Annotated in this window: 25 protein-coding genes; 21 read left to right on the top strand and 4 right to left on the bottom strand. The window is 68.2% G+C overall.

The genetic code is table 11. From position 1 onward, the window contains the following. Positions 1-65: 65 nt before the first annotated feature. The 9 genes from IM776_RS09675 (at position 66) to IM776_RS09635 (ending at position 8,180) form a co-directional block, all read left to right on the top strand. Entirely contained in the window at positions 66-548 is a 483-nt protein-coding gene (locus tag IM776_RS09675; protein ID WP_194419860.1) for a tetratricopeptide repeat protein, read from the top strand. Between the two features lie 81 nt (positions 549-629). Next, a complete protein-coding gene (locus IM776_RS09670; protein WP_194419859.1) occupies positions 630-1,223 on the top strand; it encodes an ATP-dependent Clp protease proteolytic subunit in 594 nt (197 codons plus the stop codon). Positions 1,224-1,244: 21 nt separating this feature from the next. Next, a complete protein-coding gene (locus tag IM776_RS09665; RefSeq protein WP_194419858.1) occupies positions 1,245-1,886 on the top strand; it encodes an ATP-dependent Clp protease proteolytic subunit in 642 nt (213 codons plus the stop codon). A 133-nt stretch (positions 1,887-2,019) separates the two neighbouring features. Beyond that, positions 2,020-2,976: a sugar-binding transcriptional regulator gene (locus IM776_RS09660; protein WP_228479702.1), complete on the top strand. Its 957-nt coding sequence runs from the start codon at positions 2,020-2,022 to the stop codon at positions 2,974-2,976. Next, a complete protein-coding gene (gene deoC / locus IM776_RS09655; protein WP_147039390.1) occupies positions 2,973-3,974 on the top strand; it encodes a deoxyribose-phosphate aldolase in 1,002 nt (333 codons plus the stop codon). The genes IM776_RS09660 and deoC overlap by 4 nt, the downstream gene beginning before the upstream one ends. 13 nt (positions 3,975-3,987) lie before the next feature. Next, positions 3,988-5,430: an aldehyde dehydrogenase family protein gene (locus tag IM776_RS09650; protein WP_194419857.1), complete on the top strand. Its 1,443-nt coding sequence runs from the start codon at positions 3,988-3,990 to the stop codon at positions 5,428-5,430. After that, positions 5,427-6,278 (top strand): aldehyde dehydrogenase family protein, encoded by an 852-nt coding sequence (locus IM776_RS09645; protein WP_194419856.1) that lies wholly within the window; start codon positions 5,427-5,429, stop codon positions 6,276-6,278. Before IM776_RS09650 ends, IM776_RS09645 begins: the two co-directional genes overlap by 4 nt. Positions 6,279-6,362: 84 nt before the next feature. Further along, on the top strand, positions 6,363-7,631 hold the full coding sequence (gene clpX, locus IM776_RS09640) for an ATP-dependent Clp protease ATP-binding subunit ClpX (protein WP_194419855.1): 1,269 nt from the start codon (positions 6,363-6,365) through the stop codon (positions 7,629-7,631). 9 nt (positions 7,632-7,640) lie between these two features. Further along, positions 7,641-8,180: an NUDIX hydrolase gene (locus IM776_RS09635; protein ID WP_194419854.1), complete on the top strand. Its 540-nt coding sequence runs from the start codon at positions 7,641-7,643 to the stop codon at positions 8,178-8,180. A 103-nt stretch (positions 8,181-8,283) separates the two neighbouring features. Here the strand turns inward: IM776_RS09635 and IM776_RS09630 are convergent, their stop codons facing one another. Continuing rightward, entirely contained in the window at positions 8,284-10,332 is a 2,049-nt protein-coding gene (locus IM776_RS09630) for a M3 family metallopeptidase (RefSeq protein WP_194419853.1), read from the bottom strand. A gap of 79 nt (positions 10,333-10,411) precedes the next feature. Between IM776_RS09630 and IM776_RS09625 the strand changes: the two genes are divergently transcribed. Both IM776_RS09625 and IM776_RS09620 read left to right on the top strand, forming a co-directional pair. Further along, positions 10,412-11,032, top strand: coding sequence for an ArsR/SmtB family transcription factor (locus tag IM776_RS09625; RefSeq protein WP_194419852.1), 621 nt, complete (start codon positions 10,412-10,414; stop codon positions 11,030-11,032). Then, positions 11,029-11,262 (top strand): hypothetical protein, encoded by a 234-nt coding sequence (locus tag IM776_RS09620; RefSeq protein WP_194419851.1) that lies wholly within the window; start codon positions 11,029-11,031, stop codon positions 11,260-11,262. The genes IM776_RS09625 and IM776_RS09620 overlap by 4 nt, the downstream gene beginning before the upstream one ends. A gap of 228 nt (positions 11,263-11,490) precedes the next feature. Here IM776_RS09620 and IM776_RS09615 read toward each other — a convergent pair whose 3' ends face one another. Then, positions 11,491-11,706 (bottom strand): hypothetical protein, encoded by a 216-nt coding sequence (locus IM776_RS09615; protein ID WP_194419850.1) that lies wholly within the window; start codon positions 11,704-11,706, stop codon positions 11,491-11,493. After that, positions 11,706-14,297, bottom strand: a complete 2,592-nt coding sequence (valS, locus tag IM776_RS09610; protein ID WP_194419849.1) for a valine--tRNA ligase — start codon at positions 14,295-14,297, stop codon at positions 11,706-11,708. The genes IM776_RS09615 and valS overlap by 1 nt, the downstream gene beginning before the upstream one ends. Positions 14,298-14,469: 172 nt before the next feature. Between valS and IM776_RS09605 the strand changes: the two genes are divergently transcribed. The 7 genes from IM776_RS09605 (at position 14,470) to IM776_RS09575 (ending at position 22,475) form a co-directional block, all read left to right on the top strand. Further along, on the top strand, positions 14,470-16,089 hold the full coding sequence (locus IM776_RS09605) for an ABC transporter substrate-binding protein (RefSeq protein ID WP_194419848.1): 1,620 nt from the start codon (positions 14,470-14,472) through the stop codon (positions 16,087-16,089). A 7-nt stretch (positions 16,090-16,096) separates the two neighbouring features. Further along, positions 16,097-17,083 (top strand): ABC transporter permease, encoded by a 987-nt coding sequence (locus IM776_RS09600; RefSeq protein ID WP_194419847.1) that lies wholly within the window; start codon positions 16,097-16,099, stop codon positions 17,081-17,083. Then, positions 17,080-17,892: an ABC transporter permease gene (locus IM776_RS09595; RefSeq protein WP_194419846.1), complete on the top strand. Its 813-nt coding sequence runs from the start codon at positions 17,080-17,082 to the stop codon at positions 17,890-17,892. The genes IM776_RS09600 and IM776_RS09595 overlap by 4 nt, the downstream gene beginning before the upstream one ends. Beyond that, complete coding sequence (locus tag IM776_RS09590) at positions 17,889-19,388, top strand: dipeptide ABC transporter ATP-binding protein (protein ID WP_194419845.1); 1,500 nt, start codon at positions 17,889-17,891, stop codon at positions 19,386-19,388. Before IM776_RS09595 ends, IM776_RS09590 begins: the two co-directional genes overlap by 4 nt. Positions 19,389-19,485: 97 nt before the next feature. After that, positions 19,486-21,213 carry a carbon starvation CstA family protein gene (locus IM776_RS09585; protein WP_194419844.1) on the top strand — a complete coding sequence of 576 codons (1,728 nt, stop codon included), beginning with the start codon at positions 19,486-19,488 and terminating at the stop codon, positions 21,211-21,213. 6 nt (positions 21,214-21,219) lie between these two features. Then, positions 21,220-21,501 (top strand): cory-CC-star protein, encoded by a 282-nt coding sequence (locus IM776_RS09580; RefSeq protein WP_194422589.1) that lies wholly within the window; start codon positions 21,220-21,222, stop codon positions 21,499-21,501. Then, positions 21,444-22,475: an ArsA family ATPase gene (locus IM776_RS09575; RefSeq protein WP_323740940.1), complete on the top strand. Its 1,032-nt coding sequence runs from the start codon at positions 21,444-21,446 to the stop codon at positions 22,473-22,475. Before IM776_RS09580 ends, IM776_RS09575 begins: the two co-directional genes overlap by 58 nt. Here the strand turns inward: IM776_RS09575 and IM776_RS09570 are convergent. Further along, positions 22,466-23,116, bottom strand: a complete 651-nt coding sequence (locus tag IM776_RS09570) for a pentapeptide repeat-containing protein (RefSeq protein WP_194419843.1) — start codon at positions 23,114-23,116, stop codon at positions 22,466-22,468. The genes IM776_RS09575 and IM776_RS09570 overlap by 10 nt on opposite strands. Before the next feature lie 39 nt (positions 23,117-23,155). Between IM776_RS09570 and IM776_RS09565 the strand changes: the two genes are divergently transcribed. The 3 genes from IM776_RS09565 to IM776_RS09555 all read left to right on the top strand — a co-directional run bounded on the left by IM776_RS09565 (position 23,156) and on the right by IM776_RS09555 (position 25,054). Next, positions 23,156-23,314 (top strand): ribbon-helix-helix domain-containing protein, encoded by a 159-nt coding sequence (locus tag IM776_RS09565; RefSeq protein WP_194419842.1) that lies wholly within the window; start codon positions 23,156-23,158, stop codon positions 23,312-23,314. Then, positions 23,311-24,003, top strand: coding sequence for a VOC family protein (locus tag IM776_RS09560; RefSeq protein ID WP_194419841.1), 693 nt, complete (start codon positions 23,311-23,313; stop codon positions 24,001-24,003). The genes IM776_RS09565 and IM776_RS09560 overlap by 4 nt, the downstream gene beginning before the upstream one ends. Before the next feature lie 196 nt (positions 24,004-24,199). Next, positions 24,200-25,054: an endonuclease domain-containing protein gene (locus IM776_RS09555; RefSeq protein WP_194419840.1), complete on the top strand. Its 855-nt coding sequence runs from the start codon at positions 24,200-24,202 to the stop codon at positions 25,052-25,054. Positions 25,055-25,222: the final 168 nt, after the last annotated feature.

Genomic DNA, 25,222 nt, shown 5'->3' with positions numbered 1-25,222 from the left:
CACTGCGATTCTGACGAGAAGGCGGATGCTTCGGCATCCGCCTTCTCGCGTATCCGAGGAGAAGCATGAACGACTGGCAGGATCGCATCGACGCGGCGTGGGCCGATGAGACGATCACCGACGACGAACGGGTGCGCCAGATCGACCGGATCGCCGCCGAGCGGCCTGTCGACGACCCGGTCGCCCTGTTCGAGCGGGCCGGAGCGCGAGATTCCGCAGGCGCGGAAATGGCGGCGGAATCCTATTACCGGCGAGCGCTCTCGGGCGGGCTGGACGAGTCGCGGCGGGCGCAGGCGACGATTCAACTGGCGAGCACCCTGCGCAATCTCGGTCGCGTCGACGAGAGCCTGCGCATGCTGCAGGAGGAGCGCGAACGCGGCGGGGAACTCGCGGATGCGGCGGCGGCGTTCTATGCGCTGGCGCTCGTCTCTGCGGGAGACGCCTCGGCCGCGGCATCCGTCGCACTGGAGACGCTGGCGCCGCACCTGCCGCAGTATCGGCGCTCCGTCGCCGCCTACGCGCGTGAGATCGCCGAACGCGACACCTGATATGCCGACGGCGAACACGACCTGAGGGCTGCGTCGTCGCCGGTAGATTCGAATCACCGAACACGGAAACAGGAGCTTGAAATGGCTGAACCCCTTGTCGCGACCAGCGTCTTCGACAGGCTGCTGAAGGACCGCATCATCTGGCTGGGCTCGGAGGTGCGTGACGAGAACGCCAATGAGATCTGCGCGAAGATCCTCCTTCTCGCCGCAGAGGACTCGGAGAAGGACATCTATCTCTACGTCAACTCGCCTGGTGGCTCGATCACCGCGGGTATGGCGATCTACGACACGATGCAGTTCGTGCCGAACGACATCGTCACCGTCGGCATCGGCATGGCGGCATCCATGGGTCAGCTCCTGCTGACTGCCGGCACGAAGGGCAAGCGCTACATCACCCCGAACGCCCGCGTGCTGCTGCACCAGCCGCACGGCGGCTTCGGTGGCACGTCCAGCGACATCCAGACCCAGGCTCAGCTGATCCTGTCGATGAAGCGCCGCCTGGCCGAGATCACGTCTGCCCAGACCGGCAAGTCGGTCGAACAGATCGACGCTGACGGCGACCGCGACCGCTGGTTCACCGCCGAGGAGGCGCTCGAATACGGCTTCGTCGATCACATCCGTGAGTCGGCCTCCGACGTCATCGGCGGCGGCGGCACCGACCAGGACAGCAAGTAAGCGGAAAGCGAGAGCACTCTCATGTACACACCCACCTTCCGCGCTGCCGGCAACATGCCTTCCAGCCGCTACGTCCTCCCGCAGTTCGAGGAACGCACCGCATACGGCTTCAAGCGTCAGGACCCGTACAACAAGCTGTTCGAAGACCGCGTGATCTTCCTCGGCGTGCAGGTCGACGACGCATCGGCCGACGACGTGATGGCGCAGCTGCTCGTCCTGGAGAGCCAGGATGCCGAGCGTGACATCACGATGTACATCAACTCGCCCGGTGGCTCGTTCACCGCGATGACCGCGATCTACGACACGATGCAGTACGTCGCGCCGCAGATCCAGACGGTCGTGCTCGGGCAGGCGGCATCCGCGGCATCCGTGCTGCTGGCGGCGGGCGCACCGGGAAAGCGCCTCGCGCTGCCCAATGCACGTGTGCTCATGCACCAGCCGGCGATGGGCGAGGCCGGACACGGCCAGGCCTCCGACATCGAGATCCAGGCCGCCGAGATCCTGCGCATGCGCACGTGGCTCGAGGAGACCATGGCCAGGCACACCGGTAAGCCGGTCGAGCAGGTCAACAAGGACATCGACCGCGACAAGATCCTCTCGGCCGCCGAGGCGCTCGAGTACGGCATCGTCGACCAGGTGCTCACCACGCGCAAGCGTTCCTGAGGTCACTGATCACGAAGGGCGGCAGTCACTGCGACTGCCGCCCTTCGTCGTCTCCTCGCAGATGTGCACAGCTCTCACGCCTTCTGCTCATCTGAGCACGCGGATGCGCGCGTGCGTGCTCGAGCGTACGCTGGTGTGCAGAAGGGAGGATGCCGTGGACGAGGATCTGCTCACCGTGCGAGTCGCCGAGCTCTACTACGACGAGGCCAAGACGCAGGACGAGATCGGCGCCCTTCTGAAGATCTCCCGCTGGAAGGTCGGGCGGCTCCTCACCCACGCACGCGAGAAGGGCATCGTCCGGATCGAGATCGTGCACCCGCGCGCCCGCCGGCTCGGTCTCGAGCGCGAGCTCGCCGAGCGGTTCGGCCTTGCGGATGCCGTGGTCGTCCCGGTTCCCGATGACGAGGGCGCCGAGCTCGACCGGGTCGCGCAGGCGGCGGCCGACCACCTCGCGGCCCTCCGTCCGGTGCCGCGCACGCTCGCCGTCAGCTGGGGCCGCACGCTCACCGCCGTGGCCGACGCGCTGCCGGTGGGCTGGGCCACCGGAGTCGCCGTCGTGCAGCTCAACGGCGGCGTCAGCCTCAACCGGCGATCGGGGGGAGCGGCGGGTCTCGCCATGACCATCGCCCAGCGCGCCGGCGGTCAGGCGACACTGCTGCCGAGTCCCGCGATCCTCGAACGCGTCGAGACGAAGCAGGCGATCGAGGCCGATCGTACCGTTGCCGGCATCCTCGAGCAGGCCGCCGACGCGCAGACCCATCTCTTCTCCGCCGGCCCCGCCGATGCGACGTCGGCGCACGTCGAGAACGGCTACCTGAAGCCCGCCGACGTCGAGGAGCTCGCCCGGCGCGGTGCGGTCGGCGACGTGCTGGGCCGCTACATCGATGCGGACGGCAACGTCGTCGATCCGCAGCTCGACGCGCGAACGGTCGGCGTGAGCCTGGACCGTCTGCGCACCGCGAAGCAGGCGATCTTCGTCACCGCGGGGAGCGCGAAGCATGACATCGCGCGTACAGTCGTGACCAGCGGCCTGTGCAGCGTTCTGGTGACCGACGAGACCACAGCCCGAGCATTGTTGGAGGAACGATGACGACCACAGAACTGACCCGCCGCACTGCGGTGGACGTGCTGGGCGGTGAGCCCGACGATGCGACGCTTCGCCGGTTCCTGCACGGCCTTCCCGGCGTCGACGCGACCGGACTCGAGCAGCGCGCGGCCGGTCTCGGCACCCGCTCGATCAAGACCACCTCGAAGGCCTGGGCGATCGACAAGATCATCTCGCTGATCGACCTCACCACCCTCGAGGGCGCCGACACTCCTGGGAAGGTGCGTTCGCTCGTCGCCAAGGCGAAGACGCCGGATGCCGCCGACCCCTCGACCCCGCTCGTCGCAGCCGTCTGCGTGTACGGCGACATGGTCGGTCACGCCGTCGAGGCACTCGGTGCGCTGCACGGCGACCCGGACGACGGGAAGATCTCGGTCGCCGCCGTGGCGACGGCATTCCCGAGCGGACGCTCGTCGCTCGCGATCAAGCTCGCCGACACCGCCGAGGCGGTGGCGGCGGGTGCCGACGAGATCGACATGGTGATCGATCGCGGTGCGTTCCTCTCCGGTCGCTACGGACTCGTGTTCGACCAGATCGCCGCGGTGAAGGAGGCCTGCCGCCGCGAGGACGGCACCTACGCCTCGCTCAAGGTGATCCTCGAGACCGGTGAGCTGAACACTTACGACAACATCAAGCGGGCGTCGTGGCTCGGCATCCTCGCCGGCGGCGACTTCATCAAGACCTCCACCGGCAAGGTGCAGCCTGCGGCCACGCTGCCGACCACTCTGCTCATGCTCGAGACGGTCCGCGACTGGTACCGCGGGACCGGCGAGAAGATCGGCGTGAAGCCGGCTGGCGGCATCCGCACCTCGAAGGACGCCATCAAGTACGTGGTGACCGTCGCCGAGACCGCGGGTGAGGAATGGCTGCAGCCGCATCTGTTCCGATTCGGTGCGTCGAGCCTGCTCAACGACGTGCTCCTGCAGCGTCAGAAGCTCACGACCGGCCATTACTCCGGCCCCGACTACGTCACGATCGACTGAGGGAAACAGAAACATGTCATTCCTGGAATATGCTCCGGCGCCCGAATCGAAGGCGATCCTGAACCTCCGTGACAGCTACGGCCTGTTCATCGACGGTGAGTTCGTCGACGGCACGGGCAAGAGCTTCACGACCATCTCGCCTGCCGACGAATCGCACATCGCCGAGATCGCCGGCGCGTCGGACGAGGACATCGACCGCGCGGTCACCGCCGCGCGTCGCGCCTATGACAGGGTGTGGTCGAAGATGAGCGGACGCGACCGCGGCAAGTACCTCTTCCGCATCGCCCGCCTCGTGCAGGAGCGCGCTCGCGAGCTCGCGGTCGCCGAGAGCCTCGACAACGGCAAGCCGATCAAGGAGAGCCGTGACGTGGATGTTCCCCTCGTCGCATCCTGGTTCTTCTACTACGCCGGCTGGGCCGACAAGCTCGACTATGCGGGCCTCGGCGCGAACCCCCGCGCGCACGGCGTCGCCGGGCAGATCATCCCGTGGAACTTCCCGCTTCTCATGCTCGCGTGGAAGATCGCCCCCGCTCTCGCCGCGGGCAACACAGTCGTGCTCAAGCCCGCTGAGACCACGCCGCTGACGGCGCTGATCTTCGCGGAGATCCTGCAGCAGGCTGATCTGCCTGCCGGCGTCGTGAACATCGTCACCGGCGCCGGCTCCACCGGTGCGACGCTCGTGCGTCACCCCGAGGTCGACAAGGTCGCCTTCACCGGTTCGACCGGCGTCGGACGCGACATCGCCAAGGCCGTCGCCGGCACCGAGAAGAAGGTCACGCTCGAGCTCGGCGGCAAGGCCGCCAACATCGTGTTCGATGATGCGCCGATCGATCAGGCCGTCGAGGGAATCGTCAACGGCATCTTCTTCAACCAGGGCCATGTCTGCTGCGCCGGCAGCCGCCTGCTCGTGCAGGAGTCTGTCCACGACGAGGTCATCGACCGACTGAAGACCCGCCTGTCGACGCTGCGCCTGGGCGACCCGCTCGACAAGAACACCGACATCGGCGCGATCAACTCCGCCGCGCAGCTCGCCCGAATCCGCGAGCTCAGCGACATCGGCGAGGCCGAGGGTGCGGAGCGCTGGACGGCCGACTGCGCCATCCCGGACAAGGGCTTCTGGTTCGCTCCGACCATCTTCACCGGCGTCGAGGCATCCCACCGGATCGCCCGGGACGAGGTCTTCGGCCCCGTGCTTTCGGTGCTGACCTTCCGCACGCCAGCCGAGGCCATCGCCAAGGCGAACAACACCCCGTACGGACTGTCGGCGGGTATCTGGACCGATAAGGGCTCGCGCATCCTCGCCGTCGCAGACCGGCTGCGCGCCGGGGTCGTGTGGGCGAACACGTTCAACCGCTTCGACCCGGCCAGTCCGTTCGGCGGTTACAAGGAATCCGGATACGGCCGCGAGGGCGGCCGCCACGGTCTCACCGCCTACCTCAAGGGAGCCGCAGCATGAGCAGACGACTGACTGTTCCGAAGACGTACAAGCTCGCGATCGGCGGGGCGTTCCCGCGCAGCGAGTCCGGCCGCACCTACGAGGTGCTCTCGGCCAAGGGCGCTTTCCTCGCGAACGCCGCCAAGGGCTCCCGCAAGGACGCTCGGGATGCCGTCGTGGCCGCCCGCGCGGCGGTGAAGGGCTGGTCCGGCGCGACGGCGTACAACCGTGGACAGGTGCTGTACCGCGTCGCCGAGGTCCTCGAGGGGCGCCGGGCGCAGTTCATCGACGAGATCACCGCTCAGGAGGGAGTGTCGGCGGCGGCCGCCAGTGCCCAGGTCGACGAGGCCATCGACCTGTGGGTCTGGTACGCGGGCTGGTGCGACAAGTACGCCCAGATCGCGGGCAACGCCAACCCGGTCGCCGGCCCCTACTTCAACATCTCCGTTCCGGAGCCGACCGGCGTCGTGGCGATCGTCGCGCCGCAGGACTCGGCGCTGCTCGGGCTCGTCTCCGTCGTGGCGCCGGCGCTCGTCGCCGGCAACACGGTCGTGGTCGTGGCCAGTGAGCAGCATCCACTGTCCGCCATCAGCCTCGCCGAGGTGCTCGCGACCAGCGACGTGCCAGGGGGAGTCGTGAACGTCCTGACCGGGTCACCGGCGGAGATCGCGCCCTGGCTCGCCTCGCACGCAGACGTCAACGCCCTCGATCTCGCCGGTGCAGGGTCGCTGGAGTGGGTCGACCTGCAGATTTCTGCGGCCGACACGCTCAAGCGCGTGCTGCCCCCGGGAGACGTGACGGCGTCGCCGGAGCGCATCGCGGCGTTCACCGAGACGAAGACGGTGTGGCACCCGAAGAGCATGATCTGATCACAACCGCGGCCAATGCGGCTGAGTGTCTGAGGGAGAGGTTAGGCTCGAAGATGTCTCTCAGGCTCTCCAAGGAGGATGCGCATGGCCCGAATCGGTGAAAGCGCTGACCTGTTCAAATGCTCGTTCTGCGGAAAGAGCCAGAAGCAGGTGCAGCAGCTCATCGCTGGCCCCGGTGTGTACATCTGCGACGAGTGCGTCGAGTTGTGCAACGAGATCATCGAAGAGCGCATGGCGGAGTCGTCCGCCGAAGGCGTCGCGGATTTCGAGCTGCCCAAGCCGCGGGAGATCTACGCCTTCCTCGAGGAGTACGTCGTCGGGCAGGAGCAGGCCAAGCGCTCGCTGTCGGTGGCGGTGTACAACCACTACAAGCGCGTCCGCGCGCACGGCACGCTGCAGCTCGCCGAGCAGAAGGCCGACGAGGTCGAGATCGCCAAGAGCAACATCCTCATGATCGGCCCGACCGGCTGCGGTAAGACGTACCTCGCGCAGACGCTCGCGAAGCGGCTCAACGTGCCGTTCGCGGTGGCAGATGCGACGGCGCTGACCGAAGCCGGGTATGTCGGCGAGGACGTCGAGAACATCCTCCTCAAGCTCATCCAGGCCGCCGATTACGACGTGAAGCGCGCCGAGCAGGGGATCATCTATATCGATGAGATCGACAAGATCGCCCGCAAGTCCGAGAACCCCTCGATCACCCGCGATGTGTCGGGTGAGGGCGTGCAGCAGGCTCTGCTGAAGATCATCGAGGGCACCGTCGCCTCCGTACCGCCGCAGGGCGGTCGCAAGCACCCGCATCAGGAATTCCTGCAGATCGACACGTCGAACGTGCTGTTCATCGTCGCCGGTGCCTTCGCGGGGCTCGAGGACATCGTGTCGTCCCGCGTGGGCAAGCACGGCGTCGGGTTCGGCGCTCCGCTGCACGACAAGACCAAGGATCTCGACCTCTTCAGCGAGGTGCTGCCCGAAGACCTGCACAAGTTCGGTCTGATCCCGGAGTTCATCGGTCGCCTCCCGATCGTGGCATCCGTCTCGCCGCTCGACCAGGACGCGCTGATCGACATCCTGACAGGGCCCCGCAACGCACTGGTCAAGCAGTACCAGCGCATGTTCGAGATCGACGGCGTCGAACTCGACTTCGAAGAGGACGCGCTCCGATCGATCGCCGACCTCGCCGTCGAGCGCAAGACCGGTGCCCGCGGTCTGCGCGCGATCCTCGAAGACGTGCTCGGGCCGATCATGTTCGAGATCCCGTCGGCGGAGGATGTGAAGAAGGTCGTCGTCACCCGCGCGTCCGTCGACGAGGGCGCCCCGCCCACCGTCGTTATGGAGCGCAAGCGCAAGAGCGCGTGAGGTCTTCTCATGGCAGAGGAGCCGGTGCCCCCTGCGCCGTGGAAGATCGTCGACTCGGCGACCGTCGTCGCAGACCGGTGGATCCGGCTTCGCGCCGACACCTGCGTTGACGCCGCCGGCCGCACCATCGCGCCGTACTACGTCCTCGAGCCAGCCGAGTGGGTCTCGGTCCTCGCGCTGAACACCGACGGTGACGCGATCGTCGTCGAGGAGTACCGCCACGGCGCCGGAATCGTGGCGCTCGGCACGATCGGTGGTGCCGTCGAGTCCGACGAGTCGCCACAGGATGCGGCGGTCCGAGAGCTGCGTGAGGAGACCGGCTACGAGGCCGGCGAGATCGTCGACCTCGGCGCCACCTGGGCGAACTTCGGCAACCACACCAACCGCGTGCACCACTTCCTCGCGCACAACTGCACGCAAGCGTCGGACCCATCGCCGGACGACGGTGAGCTGATCACCGTGCGTGTGCTTCCGCTCGCCGGCCTCGGTGAGCACCTGCCGCAGAGCTTCCACCAGCTGACCTGGTACAAGGCGACTGCACACCTCTGATCACGCCTGACTGCGCCGGAACAACGCAGAACGACACGAATCTCGCAGCGAATCGTGAGATCTTTACGAAGTTCCTGCTTTCGTGCGAAGTTCGAGCGGCGCGTCATCCCAGCCCGCGGCGCTTCAGCAGCGGGGTGATCTCAGCGTCGCGACCGCGGAAGTCGCGGTACGCTCCGAGAGGGTCCTTCGCGCCGCCGACGCCGAGCAGCCGCGCGCGGAATCGATCGCCGTTCTCACGCGCGAGACCACCGTTCTCGCGGAACCACTCCACTGTGTCGGCATCGAGCACCTCGCTCCAGATGTACGAGTAGTACCCGGCGCTGTAGCCGCCGGCGAAGACGTGCGCGAAGTAGGCCGACGAGTAGCGGGTCGGCACGGCGGGGTTGTCGAGTCCGATCTCGGCGAGAGCAGCGGCTTCGAACGCGGCGACATCGGTCACGGCATCCGAGGAACCGATCCGGTGCCACGCCTGATCCAGCCACGCGGCGGCCAGGTACTCGCTCGTGTCGTGGCCCTGGTTGAACGCCTCCGTCGCGCGCAACCGCTCGACGATCGCCGCATCCAGCGGCTCACCGGTCTCATAGTGGCGGGCGTAGTTGTCGAGCACCTCGGGCCACAGGATCCACATCTCGTTGACCTGGCTGGGGAACTCGACGAAATCGCGGAACACGTTGGTACCGGCGAAGTGCGGGTAGTTCACGGTCGCGAACAGGCCGTGCAGCGCGTGACCGAACTCGTGGAAAAGGGTCGTGACCTCGTCCAGCGTCAGCAGGGTCGGCTGCCCGTCGCCCGGCTGCGCGACGTTGAGATTGTTGACCACGACCGGTGCCGTGCCGCGCAGGGCGGACTGGCTCACGATCGGGTTCATCCACGCGCCGCCGCGCTTGGTGTCGCGCGTGTAAAGGTCCAGTACGTAGAGCCCGAGCGGCGACCCGCCGGGGTTGAAGACCTCGAAGACGCGGGCGCCCGGGTGGTAGGCGACGAGGTCGTCGCGCTCGGTGAACGTCACTCCGTACAGCTGCGTCGCGGCGTGGAAGACGCCGTCCTGCAGCATGCGCTCGGCCTCGAACCAGGGGCGCAGCGCGGCGGTGTCGATGTCGTACTCCGCCGCGCGCACCTTCTCGGTGTAGAACGCCCAGTCGTGCGCCTCGAGAGCGAACGGCTGCCCCTCCGTCTCGTCGATGATCGCCTGCAGCGCCGCCTGCTCCGAACGCGCGTTGGATGCCGCGGCCGGGGCGAGCCTGTGCAGCAGATCCGAGACGGCATCCGGGTTTCCGGCCGTCTCGTCCGCCGTCACGTACGCCGCGTGCGAGGGGTAGCCCAGGAGAGCTGCGCGCTCGGCGCGCAGAGCGACGATCTCGGTCAGCACGACGCGATTGTCGTGCGCATTGCCGCGCGCCGCGCGCGACCTCGACGCCGCCATGATGCGGCGACGGCTCTCACGGTCGGTCAGCGACGACAGATAGGGATGCCCGGTGAACAGCGGCAGCGTGATGAGGAATCCGCCGTCGTGGCCGCGATCGGCCGCCGCCCGAGCGGCCGCGGAGAGCTCGCCGGCAGCGAGTCCGTCGAGCTCCTCGGCCGTCTCGAAGAAGACGGCGAGGTCGTTCGTGTCGGCGAGCAGGTTCTTCTCGAACGTCGTCGTGAGCGTGGACAGCTGCTGATTCAGCGCCGTCAGGGCTGACTTCGCCTCGTCGTCGAGGCCGGCTCCGGCGTGCGTCATCTCACGGAAGTGCCGCTCGACGAGGTAGCGGCTCTCGGAGTCGAGCTCGAGGTCGTCGAGCTGCTCGTGCAGCGTCTTGACCCGCCAGTAAAGCTGCCCGTCAAGGCGGATCGAGTCCTCGTGCGCGGCCATCAGGGGAGCGAGCTCCTCGTCAATCGCCTGGATCTCGGCTGTCGCATCCGCCGAACTCACCGTGTAGAACGCGTGTGCCACCCGCTCGAGCATGGCGCCGGACTGCTCGAGCGGCACCATCGTGTTCTGGACCGACGGCATCGAACGCACGCGGGTGATGGCGCTGATCTCGGCCAGGTGCTCATCGAAGGCCGCGCGGAACGCCGGGAGATAGTGCTCGGGGCGGATCGCCGCGTAGTCCGGCAGTGCGTAGGGGAGGACGGAAGGCGTGAGGAGCGGGTTCGCGACATCGGTCATCCCACGAGCCTACGGCCGACCTCGACTGTCACGCAAAGAAACGGTTGCAAAGAAAGCTTTGCAACGATATCTTTGCTTCATGACCGAGAACGAGAAGCGCCCTATCGGCGGAGACCGCCGAGTTCTGGATGCCGGTGCGCTGCGCGCGCTGTCGCACCCGCTGCGGGTGCGGATCTTCGACATCCTTGCGCAGGAGGGTCCGCAGACAGCCAGCACGCTCGCCGAGATCCTCGGGGAGTCGTCGGGGGCGACCAGCTATCACCTGCGCGCGCTCGCCCGACACGATCTCATCCGTGAGGTCGAGGGTGAACGCGCCGGCCGCGAACGGTGGTGGGAGCGCCCGCCCGGCGGCATCATCTACGACTCCCGCGCCGTGCAGGGATCGCCCGCCGGCGAGGCTGCGCTCCAGGTCGCCGTCACCGAGATCCACCGTCGTCGCCATGAGGAGCTCATGGAGTTCTTCAGCGGCCGCATCGACAAGGAGCCGGCCGCATGGGCCGATGCCAGCGCGTCGATGACGAGCGGCATCAGCATGACCGCGGAGCAGACCACCGACCTCATCCGCAGGATCGAAGTCGTCATCGACGAAGCGGCGGACACCTACCGCGGGCAGAAGGGGGACGGCGTGCGCCGCGTGAGCGTGCGCGCCGACGTCTTCCCGCTGAGGAACCTCACGAACAAGAAGGAGACCGCATCATGAGTGCAGTGGTGATGGCTCGCACCTACGCGGTTCCGCGTGGCGCGACCGCATTCGAGCGTGGATCGATCCGGCTCGCCGAGACCGTCACGCGGTGGGCGACGCGACGTGCCGAGCGCCGCCAGGATCGCCACGAGGCGATGCTCGTCGCGATCCAGGCCGAGCAGACACGCAAGGCCGATCCGCGAGCGGCGGACCACATGCTGGCGCAGGTCGGACTGTCAGGGCGCTAGGGGGCGTCCGGGGAAGCCGACGTTTCGACTACGTCGCCTGCGGCGCCTCCGCTCAACGCGTTTCGTCTCGCTGCGCTCGCTCAACGACCCGCGGGGTGATGCTCAACGCTTCTGAGTGTTTGCCCATGCGGGTCGTTGAGCGCAGTCGCGGAGCGACGAAGCCGAAACGGGCTGAGCGAGCGCAGCGAGTCGTAGCCGTCTGTAGCGGAGTGAGCTCTTCGCGGACGCTCAGTCCTCGAAGGGGCGGGCGATGACGTCGCCGGATGCCGTGAGCAGGACTTCCCACCCGGCATCCAGCTCGGCGATCGGCCGACCTTCCAGCCAGGTGAGCGTCCACATGCCGCTCAGACCTCGACCCTCGACTTCGGCGATCGCCGGCAGCAACTCCGCGGGAACGGATGCCGGAGCATCCGATCCTGTCGCCCAGCGCGTGCCCAGCTGCATCAGCTCTCCTCCACGGGCGCCAGCTCGATCTCGGTCACGGCGAGCTCAGCGCCCTCCACGATCTCGAGCTCGGCGATGCGGCCGACGGCACTGAGGTCGCCGGCCGCGGCGCGCAGCGCCTCGAGCGACGCAGCGGGAGCCGTGATCACGGCCCGCGACACGGGCGTCTTCTGCGAGGCCTTCGCCTCGGTCTTGGCGCGGCGGATGCCGATCAGCGCCGCACTGGCAGCGGACAGCACCGACGGGTCGCCCCCGGCGAGCTCACCCGCGGTGGGCCAATCGGCGGTGTGGATCGAGCCCTCCTCGAACCAGCTCCATGCCTCCTCGGTCGCGAACGAGACGACCGGCGCCAGCAGGCGCAGCAGTGTCGAAAGCGCGATGCGCAGCGCGAGCGCGGCGGACGGCTGCCCCACGTCGGTCTGGTCGTAGGCGCGCTCCTTGACGAGCTCGAGGTAGTCGTCGCAGAACGTCCAGAAGAACGACTCGGTGACCTCCAGCGCTCTGGCGTGGTCGAATGCGTCGAACGCCTTGGTCGCGTCGGCGACGACCTCATCGAGGGCGGCGAGCATCGAGGCATCCAGCGCATGCGTGACCTGGGCGCCTTCCGGCACCGGGAACGACAGCACGAACTTCGCGGCGTTGAGGATCTTGATCGCCAGGCGGCGGCCGATCTTCATCTGCGTCGGGTTCTGCGGGTCGAACGCGGCATCCACGCCCAGGCGGCTCGAAGCCGCCCAGTAGCGCACGGCATCCGAACCGTGCTTCTCCAGGATGTCGGCAGGCGTGACGACGTTGCCCTTCGACTTGGACATCTTCTTGCGGTCGGGGTCGACGATGAAGCCCGAGATCGAGGCGTGCTTCCACGGCGAGCGGCCGTCTTCGAGCGTCGAGCGCAGCATGGTCGAGAAAAGCCAGGTGCGGATGATGTCCTGTGCCTGCGGACGCACGTCGAACGGAGCGACAAGGTCCCACAGCTCTTCATCGCGCTGCCATCCGCCCGCGAGCTGCGGGGTCAGCGACGAGGTGGCCCAGGTGTCGAGGATGTCGGTCTCCGCCTCGAAGCCTCCGGCAGTGCCACGCTGATCCTCGGTGTAGCCGGCGGGGACATCGGCGGTGGGGTCGATCGGCAGCTGCTCGGGCGACGCCATGAGGACGCGGTCGTAGTCGCGTTCGCCGTTCTCGTCCAGGCCGTACCAGACCGGGAGGGGCACGCCGAAGAAGCGCTGACGGGAGACGAGCCAGTCACCGGTGAGCCCGCCGACCCAGTTCTCGTAGCGCACGCGCATGAAGTCGGGGTGCCACTGCAGCTCCTTGCCATGCTCGAGAAGCTGCTCGCGCAGTGCCTCGTCGCGCGCACCGTTGCGGATGTACCACTGGCGGGTCGAGACGATCTCGAGCGGGCGGTCGCCCTTCTCGAAGTACTTCACAGCGTGGTTGAAGGGCTTCGACACCTCGAGCAGCTCGCCGGTCTCCTCGAGCAGCTCGACGACGCGCTTCTTGGCGCTGAAGACGGTCTTGCCGGCGAGCTCGGCGTAGGCGGCGGTGCCGGCATCCGAGGTGATCGCCTCCGGAGCCTCCGCGATCACGCGACCGTCGAGGCCCAGGATCGTGCGGTTCGGCAGATCGAGCTCGCGCCACCAGATCATGTCGGTGACGTCACCGAAGGTGCAGACCATCGCGATGCCGGAGCCCTTGTCCTGCTGGGCGAGGTGGTGCGCGAGCACGGGCACCTCGACGTCGAACAGCGGTGTGCGCACCGTCTGGCCGAAGTATGGCTGGTAGCGCTCGTCCTCGGGGTGCGCGACCAGGGCGACGCAGGCCGCGAGCAGCTCGGGGCGCGTCGTCTCGATGTGGATGTCGCCGGAGCCGTCGGTCTTGTGGAACGCGATGCGGTGGTACGAGGCCTGCTGGTCGCGATCCTCGAGCTCTGCCTGCGCGATCGCCGAGCGGAAGTCGACGTCCCACAGCGTCGGGGCGAGCGCCTGGTAGGCCTCGCCGCGCTCGTGGTTGCGGATGAATCCGAGCTGGCTCTGCCGGATCGTCTCATCGGAGATCGTGCGGTAGGTCTGCGTCCAGTCGACGCTGAGGCCGAGCTGACGGAAGACGTCTTCGAACTGCTTCTCGTCCTCGACGGTGAGGCGCTCGCACAGCTCGATGAAGTTGCGCCGGCTGATCGGCTGCTGGTCGGCGGCCTTCAGGCTCTTCGCGTTGCCCTCGTAGGGCGGCGTGAAGTCCGTGTCGTAGGGGAGGGTGGGATCGACGCGCACGCCGTAGAAGTTCTGCACGCGGCGCTCGGTCGGCAGGCCGTTGTCGTCCCAGCCGATCGGGTAGAAGACGCTCTTGCCGCGCATGCGCTCGTAGCGGGCCTTGACGTCGGTGTGCGTGTACGAGAACACGTGACCGATGTGGAGCGAGCCGGATGCCGTCGGCGGAGGCGTATCGATCGAGTAGACGCCGTCGCGACCGAGCTCCGCTGCGCGGAGGCGGTCGAACAGGTAGGTGCCCTGCTCCGCCCAGACGCCGTCCCACTTCGTCTCGAGACCTTCGAGTACCGGCTTGTCGGGAATCTGGTTCGGTGTGGACGCAGCCATGAAGGTCTCCTCGAGCGATGTATGCGGCACGGTGTGTACGTGCCTGAGTGTGTGGGATGTGCAGACCAGTCTAGCGATCCGTGTGCTTGACAGGTTCGGAGCTAAATCGACCCTGTCCAAAAACCACCGGTAGAGTTGACTGACCCCCCCTTCAACTTTTCCGAGGATTCGCATGCCCACTCCGCTCGTGCGCCGTATTCTGCCCATCACCGCCGTCGTCGCGGCATCCGCACTGCTGCTCAGCGCCTGTGCCGGCACCGCCGAACAGGGCGGCGCGGACGGCGATGGCGAGGTCGTCTGGGCCATCGAGGGTGCGAATCTCGCCGCCGGGCACATGGACCCGCAGACGAGCCAGCTGGACGTGTCGAGCATGGTGCAGCGGGTGGTCCTCGACTCGTTGGTGTTCCAGGAGGCCGACGGCTCGTTCTCGCCGTGGCTCGCCAGCGACTGGACCGTTTCGGACGACAGCACCACGTACACGTTCGAACTGCGCGACGACGTCACCTTCCACGACGGCGAGCCGTTCGACGCTGAGGCCGTGAAAGCGAACTTCGACCGCATCGTCGACCCTGAGACGGCATCCGCACAGGCAGCCAGCATGCTCGGTGCCGACTTCTACGAGGGCACGACCGCCATCGATGAGTACACGGTCGAGGTGAAGTTCAGCCAGCCGTACTCGCCGTTCCTGCAGGCGGCCAGCACCGCGCAGCTCGGCTTCTACTCACCCGCCGTGCTGGAGAGTTCGGCCGATCAGCTCAAGGCCGGCGGCCCCGGCGTCAACGTCGGCACCGGACCGTTCGAGCTGACCGAGTACACACCGGACCAGGAGCTCGTCTACACGCGCAATCCCGACTACGCCTGGGGCCCGGACGGCGCTGAGGCCGCGAAGTTCGAGACGTTGCGCGTCGAGATCCTGCCCGAGGCGTCCGTGCGCGCCGGTGTGGTGGAGAGCGGCGAAGCAGATCTTGCCAGCAACATCCCGCCGAATCTCGCGGTCGAGATGCCCGACACCCTGACGGTCGATTCGGTCGAGTATCCCGGTCTGCCGTACTCGCTGTACCTGAACGAGAAGTACGGCGTCTTCGCCGACGAGAAGGTGCGGCAGGCGTTCGCGCGCGGCATCGACATCGATGCGGCGGTGGAGGAGATCTACTTCGGGCAGTTCCCGCGAGCATGGAGCATCCTCGGGTCCACCACGCCGGGCTACGACGCGTCGCTCGAGGGATCGTGGCCGTTCGATCAGGATGCCGCGAACGCGCTGCTCGACGAGGCCGGTTGGACCGAGCGCGACAGCGACGGCATCCGCATGAAGGACGGCGAGCGCCTCTCCGCACGCTGGATCGCCTGGACGCCGGTGCCCGACGACAAGGCCGCACTCGGCAACGCCATCCAGTCCGACCTCGCCGAGATCGGCTTCGAGATCGAGCGCGAGGTGCTCGAGCCCGGTGCGTACAACGCGCAGTACGAGCCGAAGACGTTCGACCTCACCGACTGGGGCTTCTCCGGCGTCGACGGCGACCTGCTGCGCAGCCACCTGCACACCGACGGCTTCCAGAACGCCTCCCAGGTGACCGATCCCGAGATCGACGCGCTGCTCGAAGAGGGCATCTCCACCAGCGATGTCGACGCGCGCGCCGCGATCTACCAGCAGCTGCAGCAGTGGAACGCGGAATACACTGCCATCGTGCCGCTCTACAGCCCGTCTCTGATCACCGCGTCGAACGACACCGTCTCGGGTCTCGAGTACGACCTGTACGGCCGCCCGCTGTTCTACGGGGTCACGGTCGGCTGATCCGGTCGTGAAACCGCTTCTGGCTCGGATCGCTTCTCTAGCGGCATCCGTCATCATCGTCCTGTGGGGCGCGGCGACGCTGGCGTTCCTCGCGTTCCGGGTGATCCCCGGGGACCCGGTGTCGGTGATGCTGGGCCCGCAGGCGCAGGTGAGCGACGCGGTCAAGGACGGCATCCGGGCAGAGCTCGGGCTCGACCGGCCGCCCTTCGAGCAGTACCTGGCTTATCTCGGGCAGCTGGTGCAGGGCGACCTCGGCGAGTCCTATCAGCTGCGGATGCCGGTGACCGAGGTCATCGGAAGGCAACTCGGCTCGACCCTGCAGCTGACGGCGCTCGCGCTCGTCATCGCCGTGGTGCTGGCGCTCGTCGTGGCGCTGTTCGTGCGCGGGCGCTTCTGGCGAGGCGTCGTCGCCGCTGCCGAGCTGGTCGTGCTGTCGTCGCCGGTGTTCTGGATCGGGCTGATCCTGCTCAGTGTGTTCGCGTTCGGGCTCGGGTGGTTCCCGGTCTCCGGCACGCGGAATCCCGCGACGATCGTCCTGCCCGCGGTGACGCTCGCGCTGCCGGTGGCGGCTCTGCTCGGGCAGGTGCTCCGTGACGGCATCGAGGCAGCGGAACGGCAGCCGTTCTCAACGACGGTCCGCGCGCGCGGTGCAGGTCAGGTGCGGCTGACCGCGCACCACACGCTGCGGCACGGCGCCGCGGGCGCCCTCACGCTCACGGCGTATCTGGTCGGGTCGCTGCTCGGCGGGGCCGTGCTCGTCGAGACGGTGTTCGCGCGCCCCGGGCTGGGCCGGGTGACGCTGGCCGCGATCACCGACCGCGACCTGCCGGTGATCACCGGCATCATCCTGTTCAGCGCGCTGGTGTTCGTCGTGGTGAACGTGGTGGTTGAGCTGCTGCATCCAGTGCTCGACCCGCGCCAGCGACGCGCGTCCGGAGGCGCGCCCGGCCGCGACTTCATCGGCACGCGCGTCCTCGATGAGGTGCCGCGATGAGCGTGTCGCGACGGGTGGTGCTCGTCGCCGCCCTGGTCTTCCTCGCCGTGGTCGCGGCGATGGCGCTGTTCCCCGGGCTCATCGCGCAGGCCGACCCGCTGCGCACCGATGTGCGGGCGGCGCTCGAACCGCCCGGCGCGACGCACCTGTTCGGCACGGACCAGAGCGGGCGCGACGTGTTCGCCCGCGTGGTCCACGGCGCAGCACGCTCGGTCGGCATCGGACTGCTCGCGACCGCCCTCGCGCTGGTCGTCGGGCTCCTGATCGGCGCTCTGTCGGGTATCGCCCCGCGCCCTGCGGACGCCGTCGCGATGCGTATCAACGACGTGCTGATGGCGTTCCCGGAGTTCCTCGTGGCGCTCGTCGTCGTCGCGATCCTGGGGCCCGGCGCGACCAACGTGGCGATCGCCGTGACGATCGCCGCCGTGCCGGTGTACGTGCGGCTCGCCCGTGTGCAGACCCGCACGTTCGCGCTCGCCGAGCACGTCGAGGCCGCCCGGATCCTGGGGGTGCCGCGGGTGCAGGCGTTCACTCGCCACGTGGTTCCCGGCGTGCTGGGGTCGCTGAGCGTTCTTGCGACGATCGGCATCGGGTCGAGCATCCTCGCCATAGCCGGATTGAGCTTCCTCGGTCTCGGGCCCAGCGAACCGGTCCCCGAATGGGGGCTCATGCTCGCGGGCGGACGCAACGTGCTCGGCACAGCCTGGTGGATCGCCGTCTTCCCCGGCATCGCCATCACCCTGACGGTGATCTCGGCGACCGTCGTGGGCCGCACATTGCGGGCGCGTGCGGAAGGGCGGATATCATGACGGCGCTCAGCGTGCAGGGTCTCTCGGTCGCGATCGGGCACCGGACGCTCGTGGACGGCGTGTCGTTCGATGTGGCCGCGGGGGAGTGCGTCGCGATCGTCGGGGAATCGGGCGCCGGTAAGTCGCTGACGGCCGCGGCCCTGCTCGGGCTCACCCCCGAAGGTGCGCGCGTCTCGGCCGCCACGCTCGCCGTCGACGGCGTGGATGCCCTGCGCTTCAGTGAGGCGCAGTGGCGACGCGTGCGCGGCGACCGCATCGGCCTCGTGTCGCAGGACGCCCTGGTGTCGCTGGATCCGCTGCGACGGATCGGCGCAGAGGTCGCTGAGCCGCTCGCCATCCACACCCGTCTGACCCGCACGGAACGGCGCGAGAGGGTGAAGGAGCTTCTGGAGTCGGTCGCGATGCCGTCACCTGCGGTGCGTGCGGCTCAGTATCCGCACGAGCTCTCCGGGGGACTGCGGCAGCGTGCGCTGATCGCCTCGGCGCTCGCCGGGGAGCCAGCGGTGCTCGTCGCCGACGAGCCGACGACCGCGCTGGATGCGACGGTGCAGGCGCACGTACTCGGGCTGCTGCGGGAGATCGCGGATGCCGGCACCGCCGTCGTCTTCATCAGCCACGACTTCGCGGCGGTGCGCCGCGTGGCCGACCGGGTGCTGGTCATGCGCGCGGGGCGCGTGATCGAGCAGGGTCCGGTGGCGGACGTGCTGGATGCTCCGGTTGAGGCGTACACGCGGGAGCTGATCGCGGCGACCGCGCACGAACCTCGCTCGGATCGGTTCGGGCTCGGCGACGCGGTTCTCACGGCGGTCGAGGTGTCTCGCCGGTTCTCGGGGCTCGCTGCCGTGGAGGGGGCATCTTTCACTCTGCTCCAGGGTCAGACGCTGGGGATCGTGGGCGAGTCCGGCTCGGGGAAGACGACCCTCGCGCGCATGATCGTCGGCGTCGAGAGGCCGGACGCCGGCGACCTGCGCTGGAGTGGGGAGCACCGGGTGCAGCTCGTGCATCAGAACCCGCTGGGCGCGTTCGATCCCCGCTGGACGATCGGGCGTTCGCTGCGTGAGGCGCTCGCGGCGGGCGGGGTGCCGCGGAGCGGACGCGCCGCGCGCGTGGCCGCGCTGATGGCGGAGGTCGACCTCGCGCCGGAACTCGCGCGGCGGCGTCCGTCGCAGCTGTCCGGCGGTCAGCGGCAGCGCGCCGCCATCGCCCGGGCGCTTGCCGCAGAGCCCGACGTGCTGGTGCTCGACGAGCCGGTGTCGGCCCTCGACCCGTCGGTGCGGGAGAAGGTGCTGCAGCTGCTCGGACGCCTGCAGCGCGACCGCGGACTGACCATGATCTTCGTGTCGCACGATCTGGACGTGGTCGCGGCGGTCTCCGATGACGTGCTGGTGATGCAGGACAGCGTGATCGTGGAGCAGGGGCCGGTCGCTGCGGTGTTCGCCGCTCCGCAGCATCCCTTCACGCAGGAGCTGCTCGCGGCATCCGCCGGCGGAGTCTGAACACCCCGGCCCGCCTCTGTCAGCACTCTCCCAGCTTTGCTACGGTGGGGCACCACGTGGGGACAGAGCTGTCGCTGCGAGAGAGGAAGAAACTCCCATGAGTCCCGTCCTGCTGATGTTCATAGGCCTGGCGTTGTTCGTCTTCGGCTATCTCGTCTACTCGAAGTACCTGGCCAAACGGGTCTACAAGCTCGACTCGGCATTCAAGACCCCCGCGCACGAACTGAACGACGGCGTCGACTACGTCCCGACGAACAAGTTCATCCTGTGGGGCCACCACTTCACCTCGGTTGCGGGAGCCGCACCGATCGTCGGTCCCGCGATCGCCGTGATCTGGGGCTGGCTGCCGGCCTTCCTGTGGGTCACGCTCGGCACGGTGTTCTTCGCCGGAATGCACGACTTCGGTGCGCTGTGGGCCTCTACCCGTAACAAGGGGCGCTCGATCGGCGCGCTGTCGGCCCGGTACATCGGCAAGCGCGGCGCGAACCTGTTCCTCGTCGTGATCTTCCTGCTGCTGCTGATGGTGATCGCGGCCTTCGCCGTCGTCATCAAGGACCTGCTGATCAGCACGCCGAGCGCCGTCATCCCCACCTGGGGTGCGATCGGGGTCGCTCTGCTCGTCGGCATCGCGGTGTACCGGCTGCGCTGGCCGCTCGTCCCCGTGACGATCGTCGGCGTCGTGGCGCTCTACGCACTGATCGTGGTGGGCGATCAGGTGCCCGTCGCGCTGCCGGACGACTTCCTCGGCATGGGACCGGCGACTTTCTGGATCCTCGCCCTGTTCATCTACGGGGCCATCGCCTCACTGCTGCCGGTGTGGATGCTGCTGCAGCCGCGTGACTACATCAACGGCGTGCAGCTGTTCGTCGGGCTCGGCCTGCTGTACGGCGCGGTGCTGATCGCCACGCTGTTCGCGGCGGACAAGCCGGAGATCGTCGCCCCGATGATCAACATGTCCGTGCCGGAGGGCACGCCGAGCATGATCCCGCTGCTATTCGTCACGATCGCCTGCGGTGCCATCTCCGGGTTCCACGGCATGGTGTCCTCCGGCACGAGCTCGAAGCAGCTCGACAAGGAGCCTGACGCGCGCTTCGTCGGATACTTCGGCGCGATCGGCGAGGGACTGCTGTCGCTCGGTACGATCCTCGCCGTGATCGGCGGCTTCCGCACGGTCGCCGAGTGGGAAGAGGTCTACAGCTCGTTCGGCGCCGGCGGTGTCGGGGCATTCGTCGAGGGCGGCGGGGCCCTGATGCAGACCGGACTCGGGCTCCCGGCGTCTCTCAGCGCCACGGTCCTGGCGACCATGGCGGTGCTGTTCGCGGCGACGACGATGGACACCGGCATGCGATTGCTGCGGTTCGTCGTGCAGGAGATCGGCGACGCGATGCATATCAGGATCACGAAGTTCCCGGCGACCCTGGTCGTCGTGGTCGTCGGTCTCGGCCTGACCTTCTCGCAGGGTCTCGGCGGAGACGGGGGCCTGCGGATCTGGCCGCTGTTCGGTACGACGAACCAGCTGATGGCGGCCCTGACGCTGTCGATACTCGCGGTGATGCTGATCCGCAAGCGGCGCAATGCGCTGCCCGCGCTGCTGCCGCTGATCTTCGTTTTCGTCATGTCGTTCTGGGCGGCGATCGAGCAGCTGGCCTCGTTCGCGAACCCGGAGCAGCCGGACTGGCTGCTGTTCGTACTCGACGTGATCATCATCGTGGCGAGCATCTGGGTAGCCATCGAGGCGGTCATCGCCATGCGCAAGGCGGCCGCGGATCCGCCGGAACCGGAGGATGAGGATGCCAGCATCCAGGCGGTGCGCGAGGAGGTCTGATCCGTGATGCACCGCACGGCGGCCCGGCGCTTCTCGGAGCGCTGGGCCGCCTTCCGGGCGGGCCTGACCGAGTACTACGCCGGTCCCTACCGGCAGACGCTCGCCCGCGAGAGGCGCGATGAGGACGACCTGTTCACTCTCGTCGTGCTCGGTGAGGCGCTCGGCGTGCCGGATCCTGCCGCGTACTACAGCGCGGAGCTGATGCCCATGCTCGCGGAGGACTTCCACGCGTGGCATCGGCGGATGGGTATGCCGCGCTCACCGCTGGATCAGATGTCATGCTGCTGATGGACGAGCGCCGACGCATCCTCTTCGTGGGCGGCAAGGGCGGCGTCGGCAAGACGTCGCTCGCATCGGCGATCGGACTCGCGCGGGCGCGGCGCGGTGCGCGCGTGCTGGTCGTGTCGACGGATCCCGCGCACAACCTCGGGCATCTCTGGCAGCGCGAGGTCGGGGACGAGCCGGTGCGGCTCGCCGAAGGGACCGGCGGCGGCTGCGTCGACGGGATGGAGATCGATCCCGAGCGGACGATCACGCGGCACCTGGCCGCGGTCGAGCAGACCATGATCCGGATGCTGCCCGAACGCCAGCACGCCCAGGCGCGGGAGCATCTCGAGCGCGCACGGCACGCGCCGGGCAGCCACGAATCGGCGGTGCTGGAGAGGATCGCCGAGGCCGCGGAACTGGCCGACGGCGACTACGACCTCGTCATCTTCGACACCGCGCCGTCAGGCCACACGCTCAGGCTGCTGGCGCTGCCGGGGCAGCTGGCGGGCTGGACGGACACGCTGCTGCGCAATCGCGATCGCTCGGAACGCTTCTCGGCCGCGATGCGCGGGCTGACCGGCAGGGCCGAGCAGGCCCCCTCGAGCGAGGCGGAACTGCGGCGCACCCTGCAGCGGCGCCGTGCGCGCTTCGAGAACCTCCAGCGCACGATCACGGATGCCGAGACCTGCGGCTTCGTGGTGGTGTTCACCGCCGAGGCGCTGCCGGTGGCCGAGACGCTCGAGGTGGTCGATTCGCTGAACGGCATGCACGTCGACATCGCCGCGCTGATCGCGAATCGGCGGTCACCTGCGGATGCCGGCGAACTCCTGCGCGCGCGCCGCGACGTGGAGGAACGGCATCTGGGAGTGGTGCATGCGGCTCTCCCGGAGATCCCCGTGATCGAGGTGCCGCTCGTGGCAGGGGAGATCACCGGCGTCGAGGCGCTGGGGGCGCTCGCCGAGCTCCTCGTCCAGCCGGGGACCGTTCAGTCCTGAACGCGGATGCCGACGCCCGCGGCGAGAGCGGGCGCGAGCAGCTGCACCTGGTAACTCGTGAGGGTGACGCCCTTCAGACCGTTGGTGTCGACGTACGCCATGGCATCCAGCCCGCGCAGGTCCACGTCCTTGGCGCGCAGTCCGCGCGGGTCGACCTCGTCGCTGCGACAGTCCTCGAACAGGACGCGCACGAGCTGGGCCTGAGGCAGGTCGAGCGTGCGGATGGTGCAGCCGCTGAACAGCAGGTCGGCGCCCTTCGCCCCGCCGAGGGTCAGGTAGTCGACGCGGACGCCCTGAAGCTCGAGCTCGTCGATGCGCGCCGTGGTGAGGTCCAGGGTGCCGATGCGCCCTCCGGTGATGCGCAGACGCCGGATGCCGGCATCCTTCAGCGTCAGCGAGGCGACGCGCAGGTCGGTCGCGTCGACGTCGAGGATCGTCGCCCCGGTCAGGTCGACGGTGTCGGCGTCGGCCGTGAGGACGCACTGCTCGAGACTCGAGTGGGCAAGATCGACCTCGCCAGTCAGTGCGAATCGCGTGGCGAGGAAGTCGCCTGCGCGGGAGGGCACTCCGGGCGACAACACTTCGGGCAGGTCGGGTGCGGAGACGCGAGGGGGTGCGGGGGAATCGGGGAGGCGGGGCATCCGTTGAGTCTATTCTGCGGCACGTGCTATATTACTAGCATGCAAGCAAATGAACAGCCTGCCGCAAAGGTGCAGTTCAACGTCTATCTGCCGCCGGATCTCGTGCGCGGCGTGAAGCATCAGGCGATCGATGAGGCGACGAGCCTGTCGGCGCTCGTGGAGAAGGCGCTTCGCGGATATCTGGAGGGACAGTCATGACGGTGGTTCAGCAGATCCTGTACACCGAGCAGCCCGAGCGCTGGTGGGCGCTCGCCGAGGCGCTGGGCTTCATCGCGCCCTACCCGCCCACCGCGGCCTGGGGCGAATTCCACGCCGACGGCGTGCTCGCCGTGCACGGCGCGACGGCCGAGCATCGTCCCGGCACGACCGACATCCACCTCGTCGTCGAGGATCTGGATGCCGCGGCATCCGCTCTCTCGTCATTCGCCGTCGAGCGTCTGACGATGGAGGGCGTGGGTGAGATGCTCGTCGTGCGGGCGGAGTCCGGCATCGCGATCTCCGTGTCCGAGGGCGCTGCGCAGCACGGTGCGGGCGACGTCGCCGTGCAGCCGATCTGGTTCCAGGCCGACCTCGCCGAGCCGCGAGCGATGCTCGAGGCGCTCGGATTCCGCGGCGGTGTTACGGCCGACCGCGGCGGGTGGGTCGAGATGCTGGGCGATGGCGGATCCGTCGGTCTGCACGAAGGCGAGCCCCGGATCGGGCTGTCCTTCGAGGCTCGCGGTGACCTGGACGCGCTGGCTTCGCGACTGCAGGATGCCGGGTTCACGGCATCCGTCGTCGATGAGGCGTTCGCGCGCACCATCCGCATCCCAGACCCCGACGGCGGCGCCGAGGTCTGGATCAACGGCACCCAGGACGACCTGCACGGCTACCACCGGGAGTCGTGAGTTCGCCGCACGACAGCATCGTCGCAGGACGACAGCAACTTCGCACGAATCCGGCTGAAGTCTGCGAGATTCGTGGCGTTCTGCGTACTCACGTCCCTTGTCGACCTGTCCTGCACAGCTTGGCCTCGTACCGGGCTTCGCACCGTTCGCGTGTTCTCGGCACCCGGCAGGAAGTGCTCGGTGGCACTCTCGGCGGATGCATCCACGATCAGAACAGGGAGTCGCTGAATGCGTCAGCGAGCTCGGCGGCGTCGCACGCGTCGCCGCGCTGAACGACCGGGGACATCGCCGTGCCGAGATCGATCGGGCTTTGCGCCACAGAGCGCTCACGCGGATCCGGCAGGGGTGGCTGGCGACGCCGGATGCTTCGCCTCAGCTCGTCTCGGCCGCGCAGCACGGTGTCGTGCTCACGTGCGTGACCGCGGCCCGGCGCCTCGGGATCTGGGTGCACGAGCAGAACCCGGGTGTGCACGTCGGCGCCACACCCGGCAGCGCGGGAGGGAAGCCGGAGAGCGTGCGCGTGCATTGGGCGAAGCCGCTCGTTCCTCGGCATCCCGATGCGCTCGTGGACCCGATCGAGAACGTGCTGGCGATCGTGGCAGAGTGCGCGCCGTTCGAACAGGCGCTCGGAACGTGGGAGTCCGCGCTCAACAAAGAGCTGGTCACCCTCGAAGCCATGGCGAACCTGCCGCTGCGACCGGCGGCGAGGCGTCTGCTCGCCGAAGCCCAGCCGTTCGCGGATGCGGGTCTGGAGACCTACTTGCGTCCTCGGCTGCGATGGCTCCAGATCCCTCTCGTCATCCAGACCTGGATCGCGGGACATCGCGTCGACGCACTCCTGGGGGAGCGGCTCGTGCTTCAGATCGATGGCAAGCACCACGTCGGTGCGCAGCGCAGCGAGGATATCCGGCACGACGCCGAGCTTCGGCTCATGGGCTTCCATGTCATTCGCATCAGCTATCAGCAGATGATGTTCCAGTGGCCGCAGGTGCAGGATCTGATCATGGGGGCGGTCGCTCAGGGTCTGCATCTCGCAGTTCGACGCGCGTGAGGCACGACTGGCGCGAGGTCTCGCAGTCACGCAAGCGCTCACAGGGGCGCAGGACCTCGCAGCAATGCACTTTCTTCGCTGAGTCTCCGCGCAGGACTGCGAGATACATGCTGTTCTGCGAAGTTCCTGCCGGCGCGCGGATGCCGCGTACAATGGACGCACCAGCAT

The sequence above is a fragment of the Microbacterium abyssi genome (assembly GCF_015277895.1).
Classification (GTDB): Bacteria; Actinomycetota; Actinomycetes; order Actinomycetales; family Microbacteriaceae; genus Microbacterium; species Microbacterium abyssi.
Note: the sequence above shows the minus strand (reverse complement) of the source record. Positions and strands in the feature narration are given on the sequence as shown.

Coding starts and splice junctions, on each gene's coding strand:
- IM776_RS09675 (WP_194419860.1), top strand. CDS start 66: ATGAACGACTGGCAGGATCGCATCGACGCGGCGTGGGCCGATGAGACG.
- IM776_RS09670 (WP_194419859.1), top strand. CDS start 630: ATGGCTGAACCCCTTGTCGCGACCAGCGTCTTCGACAGGCTGCTGAAG.
- IM776_RS09665 (WP_194419858.1), top strand. CDS start 1,245: ATGTACACACCCACCTTCCGCGCTGCCGGCAACATGCCTTCCAGCCGC.
- deoC (WP_147039390.1), top strand. CDS start 2,973: ATGACGACCACAGAACTGACCCGCCGCACTGCGGTGGACGTGCTGGGC.
- IM776_RS09650 (WP_194419857.1), top strand. CDS start 3,988: ATGTCATTCCTGGAATATGCTCCGGCGCCCGAATCGAAGGCGATCCTG.
- IM776_RS09645 (WP_194419856.1), top strand. CDS start 5,427: ATGAGCAGACGACTGACTGTTCCGAAGACGTACAAGCTCGCGATCGGC.
- clpX (WP_194419855.1), top strand. CDS start 6,363: ATGGCCCGAATCGGTGAAAGCGCTGACCTGTTCAAATGCTCGTTCTGC.
- IM776_RS09635 (WP_194419854.1), top strand. CDS start 7,641: ATGGCAGAGGAGCCGGTGCCCCCTGCGCCGTGGAAGATCGTCGACTCG.
- IM776_RS09630 (WP_194419853.1), bottom strand. CDS start 10,332: ATGACCGATGTCGCGAACCCGCTCCTCACGCCTTCCGTCCTCCCCTAC.
- IM776_RS09625 (WP_194419852.1), top strand. CDS start 10,412: ATGACCGAGAACGAGAAGCGCCCTATCGGCGGAGACCGCCGAGTTCTG.
- IM776_RS09620 (WP_194419851.1), top strand. CDS start 11,029: ATGAGTGCAGTGGTGATGGCTCGCACCTACGCGGTTCCGCGTGGCGCG.
- IM776_RS09615 (WP_194419850.1), bottom strand. CDS start 11,706: ATGCAGCTGGGCACGCGCTGGGCGACAGGATCGGATGCTCCGGCATCC.
- valS (WP_194419849.1), bottom strand. CDS start 14,297: ATGGCTGCGTCCACACCGAACCAGATTCCCGACAAGCCGGTACTCGAA.
- IM776_RS09605 (WP_194419848.1), top strand. CDS start 14,470: ATGCCCACTCCGCTCGTGCGCCGTATTCTGCCCATCACCGCCGTCGTC.
- IM776_RS09595 (WP_194419846.1), top strand. CDS start 17,080: ATGAGCGTGTCGCGACGGGTGGTGCTCGTCGCCGCCCTGGTCTTCCTC.
- IM776_RS09590 (WP_194419845.1), top strand. CDS start 17,889: ATGACGGCGCTCAGCGTGCAGGGTCTCTCGGTCGCGATCGGGCACCGG.
- IM776_RS09585 (WP_194419844.1), top strand. CDS start 19,486: ATGAGTCCCGTCCTGCTGATGTTCATAGGCCTGGCGTTGTTCGTCTTC.
- IM776_RS09580 (WP_194422589.1), top strand. CDS start 21,220: ATGCACCGCACGGCGGCCCGGCGCTTCTCGGAGCGCTGGGCCGCCTTC.
- IM776_RS09570 (WP_194419843.1), bottom strand. CDS start 23,116: ATGCCCCGCCTCCCCGATTCCCCCGCACCCCCTCGCGTCTCCGCACCC.
- IM776_RS09565 (WP_194419842.1), top strand. CDS start 23,156: ATGCAAGCAAATGAACAGCCTGCCGCAAAGGTGCAGTTCAACGTCTAT.
- IM776_RS09560 (WP_194419841.1), top strand. CDS start 23,311: ATGACGGTGGTTCAGCAGATCCTGTACACCGAGCAGCCCGAGCGCTGG.
- IM776_RS09555 (WP_194419840.1), top strand. CDS start 24,200: ATGCATCCACGATCAGAACAGGGAGTCGCTGAATGCGTCAGCGAGCTC.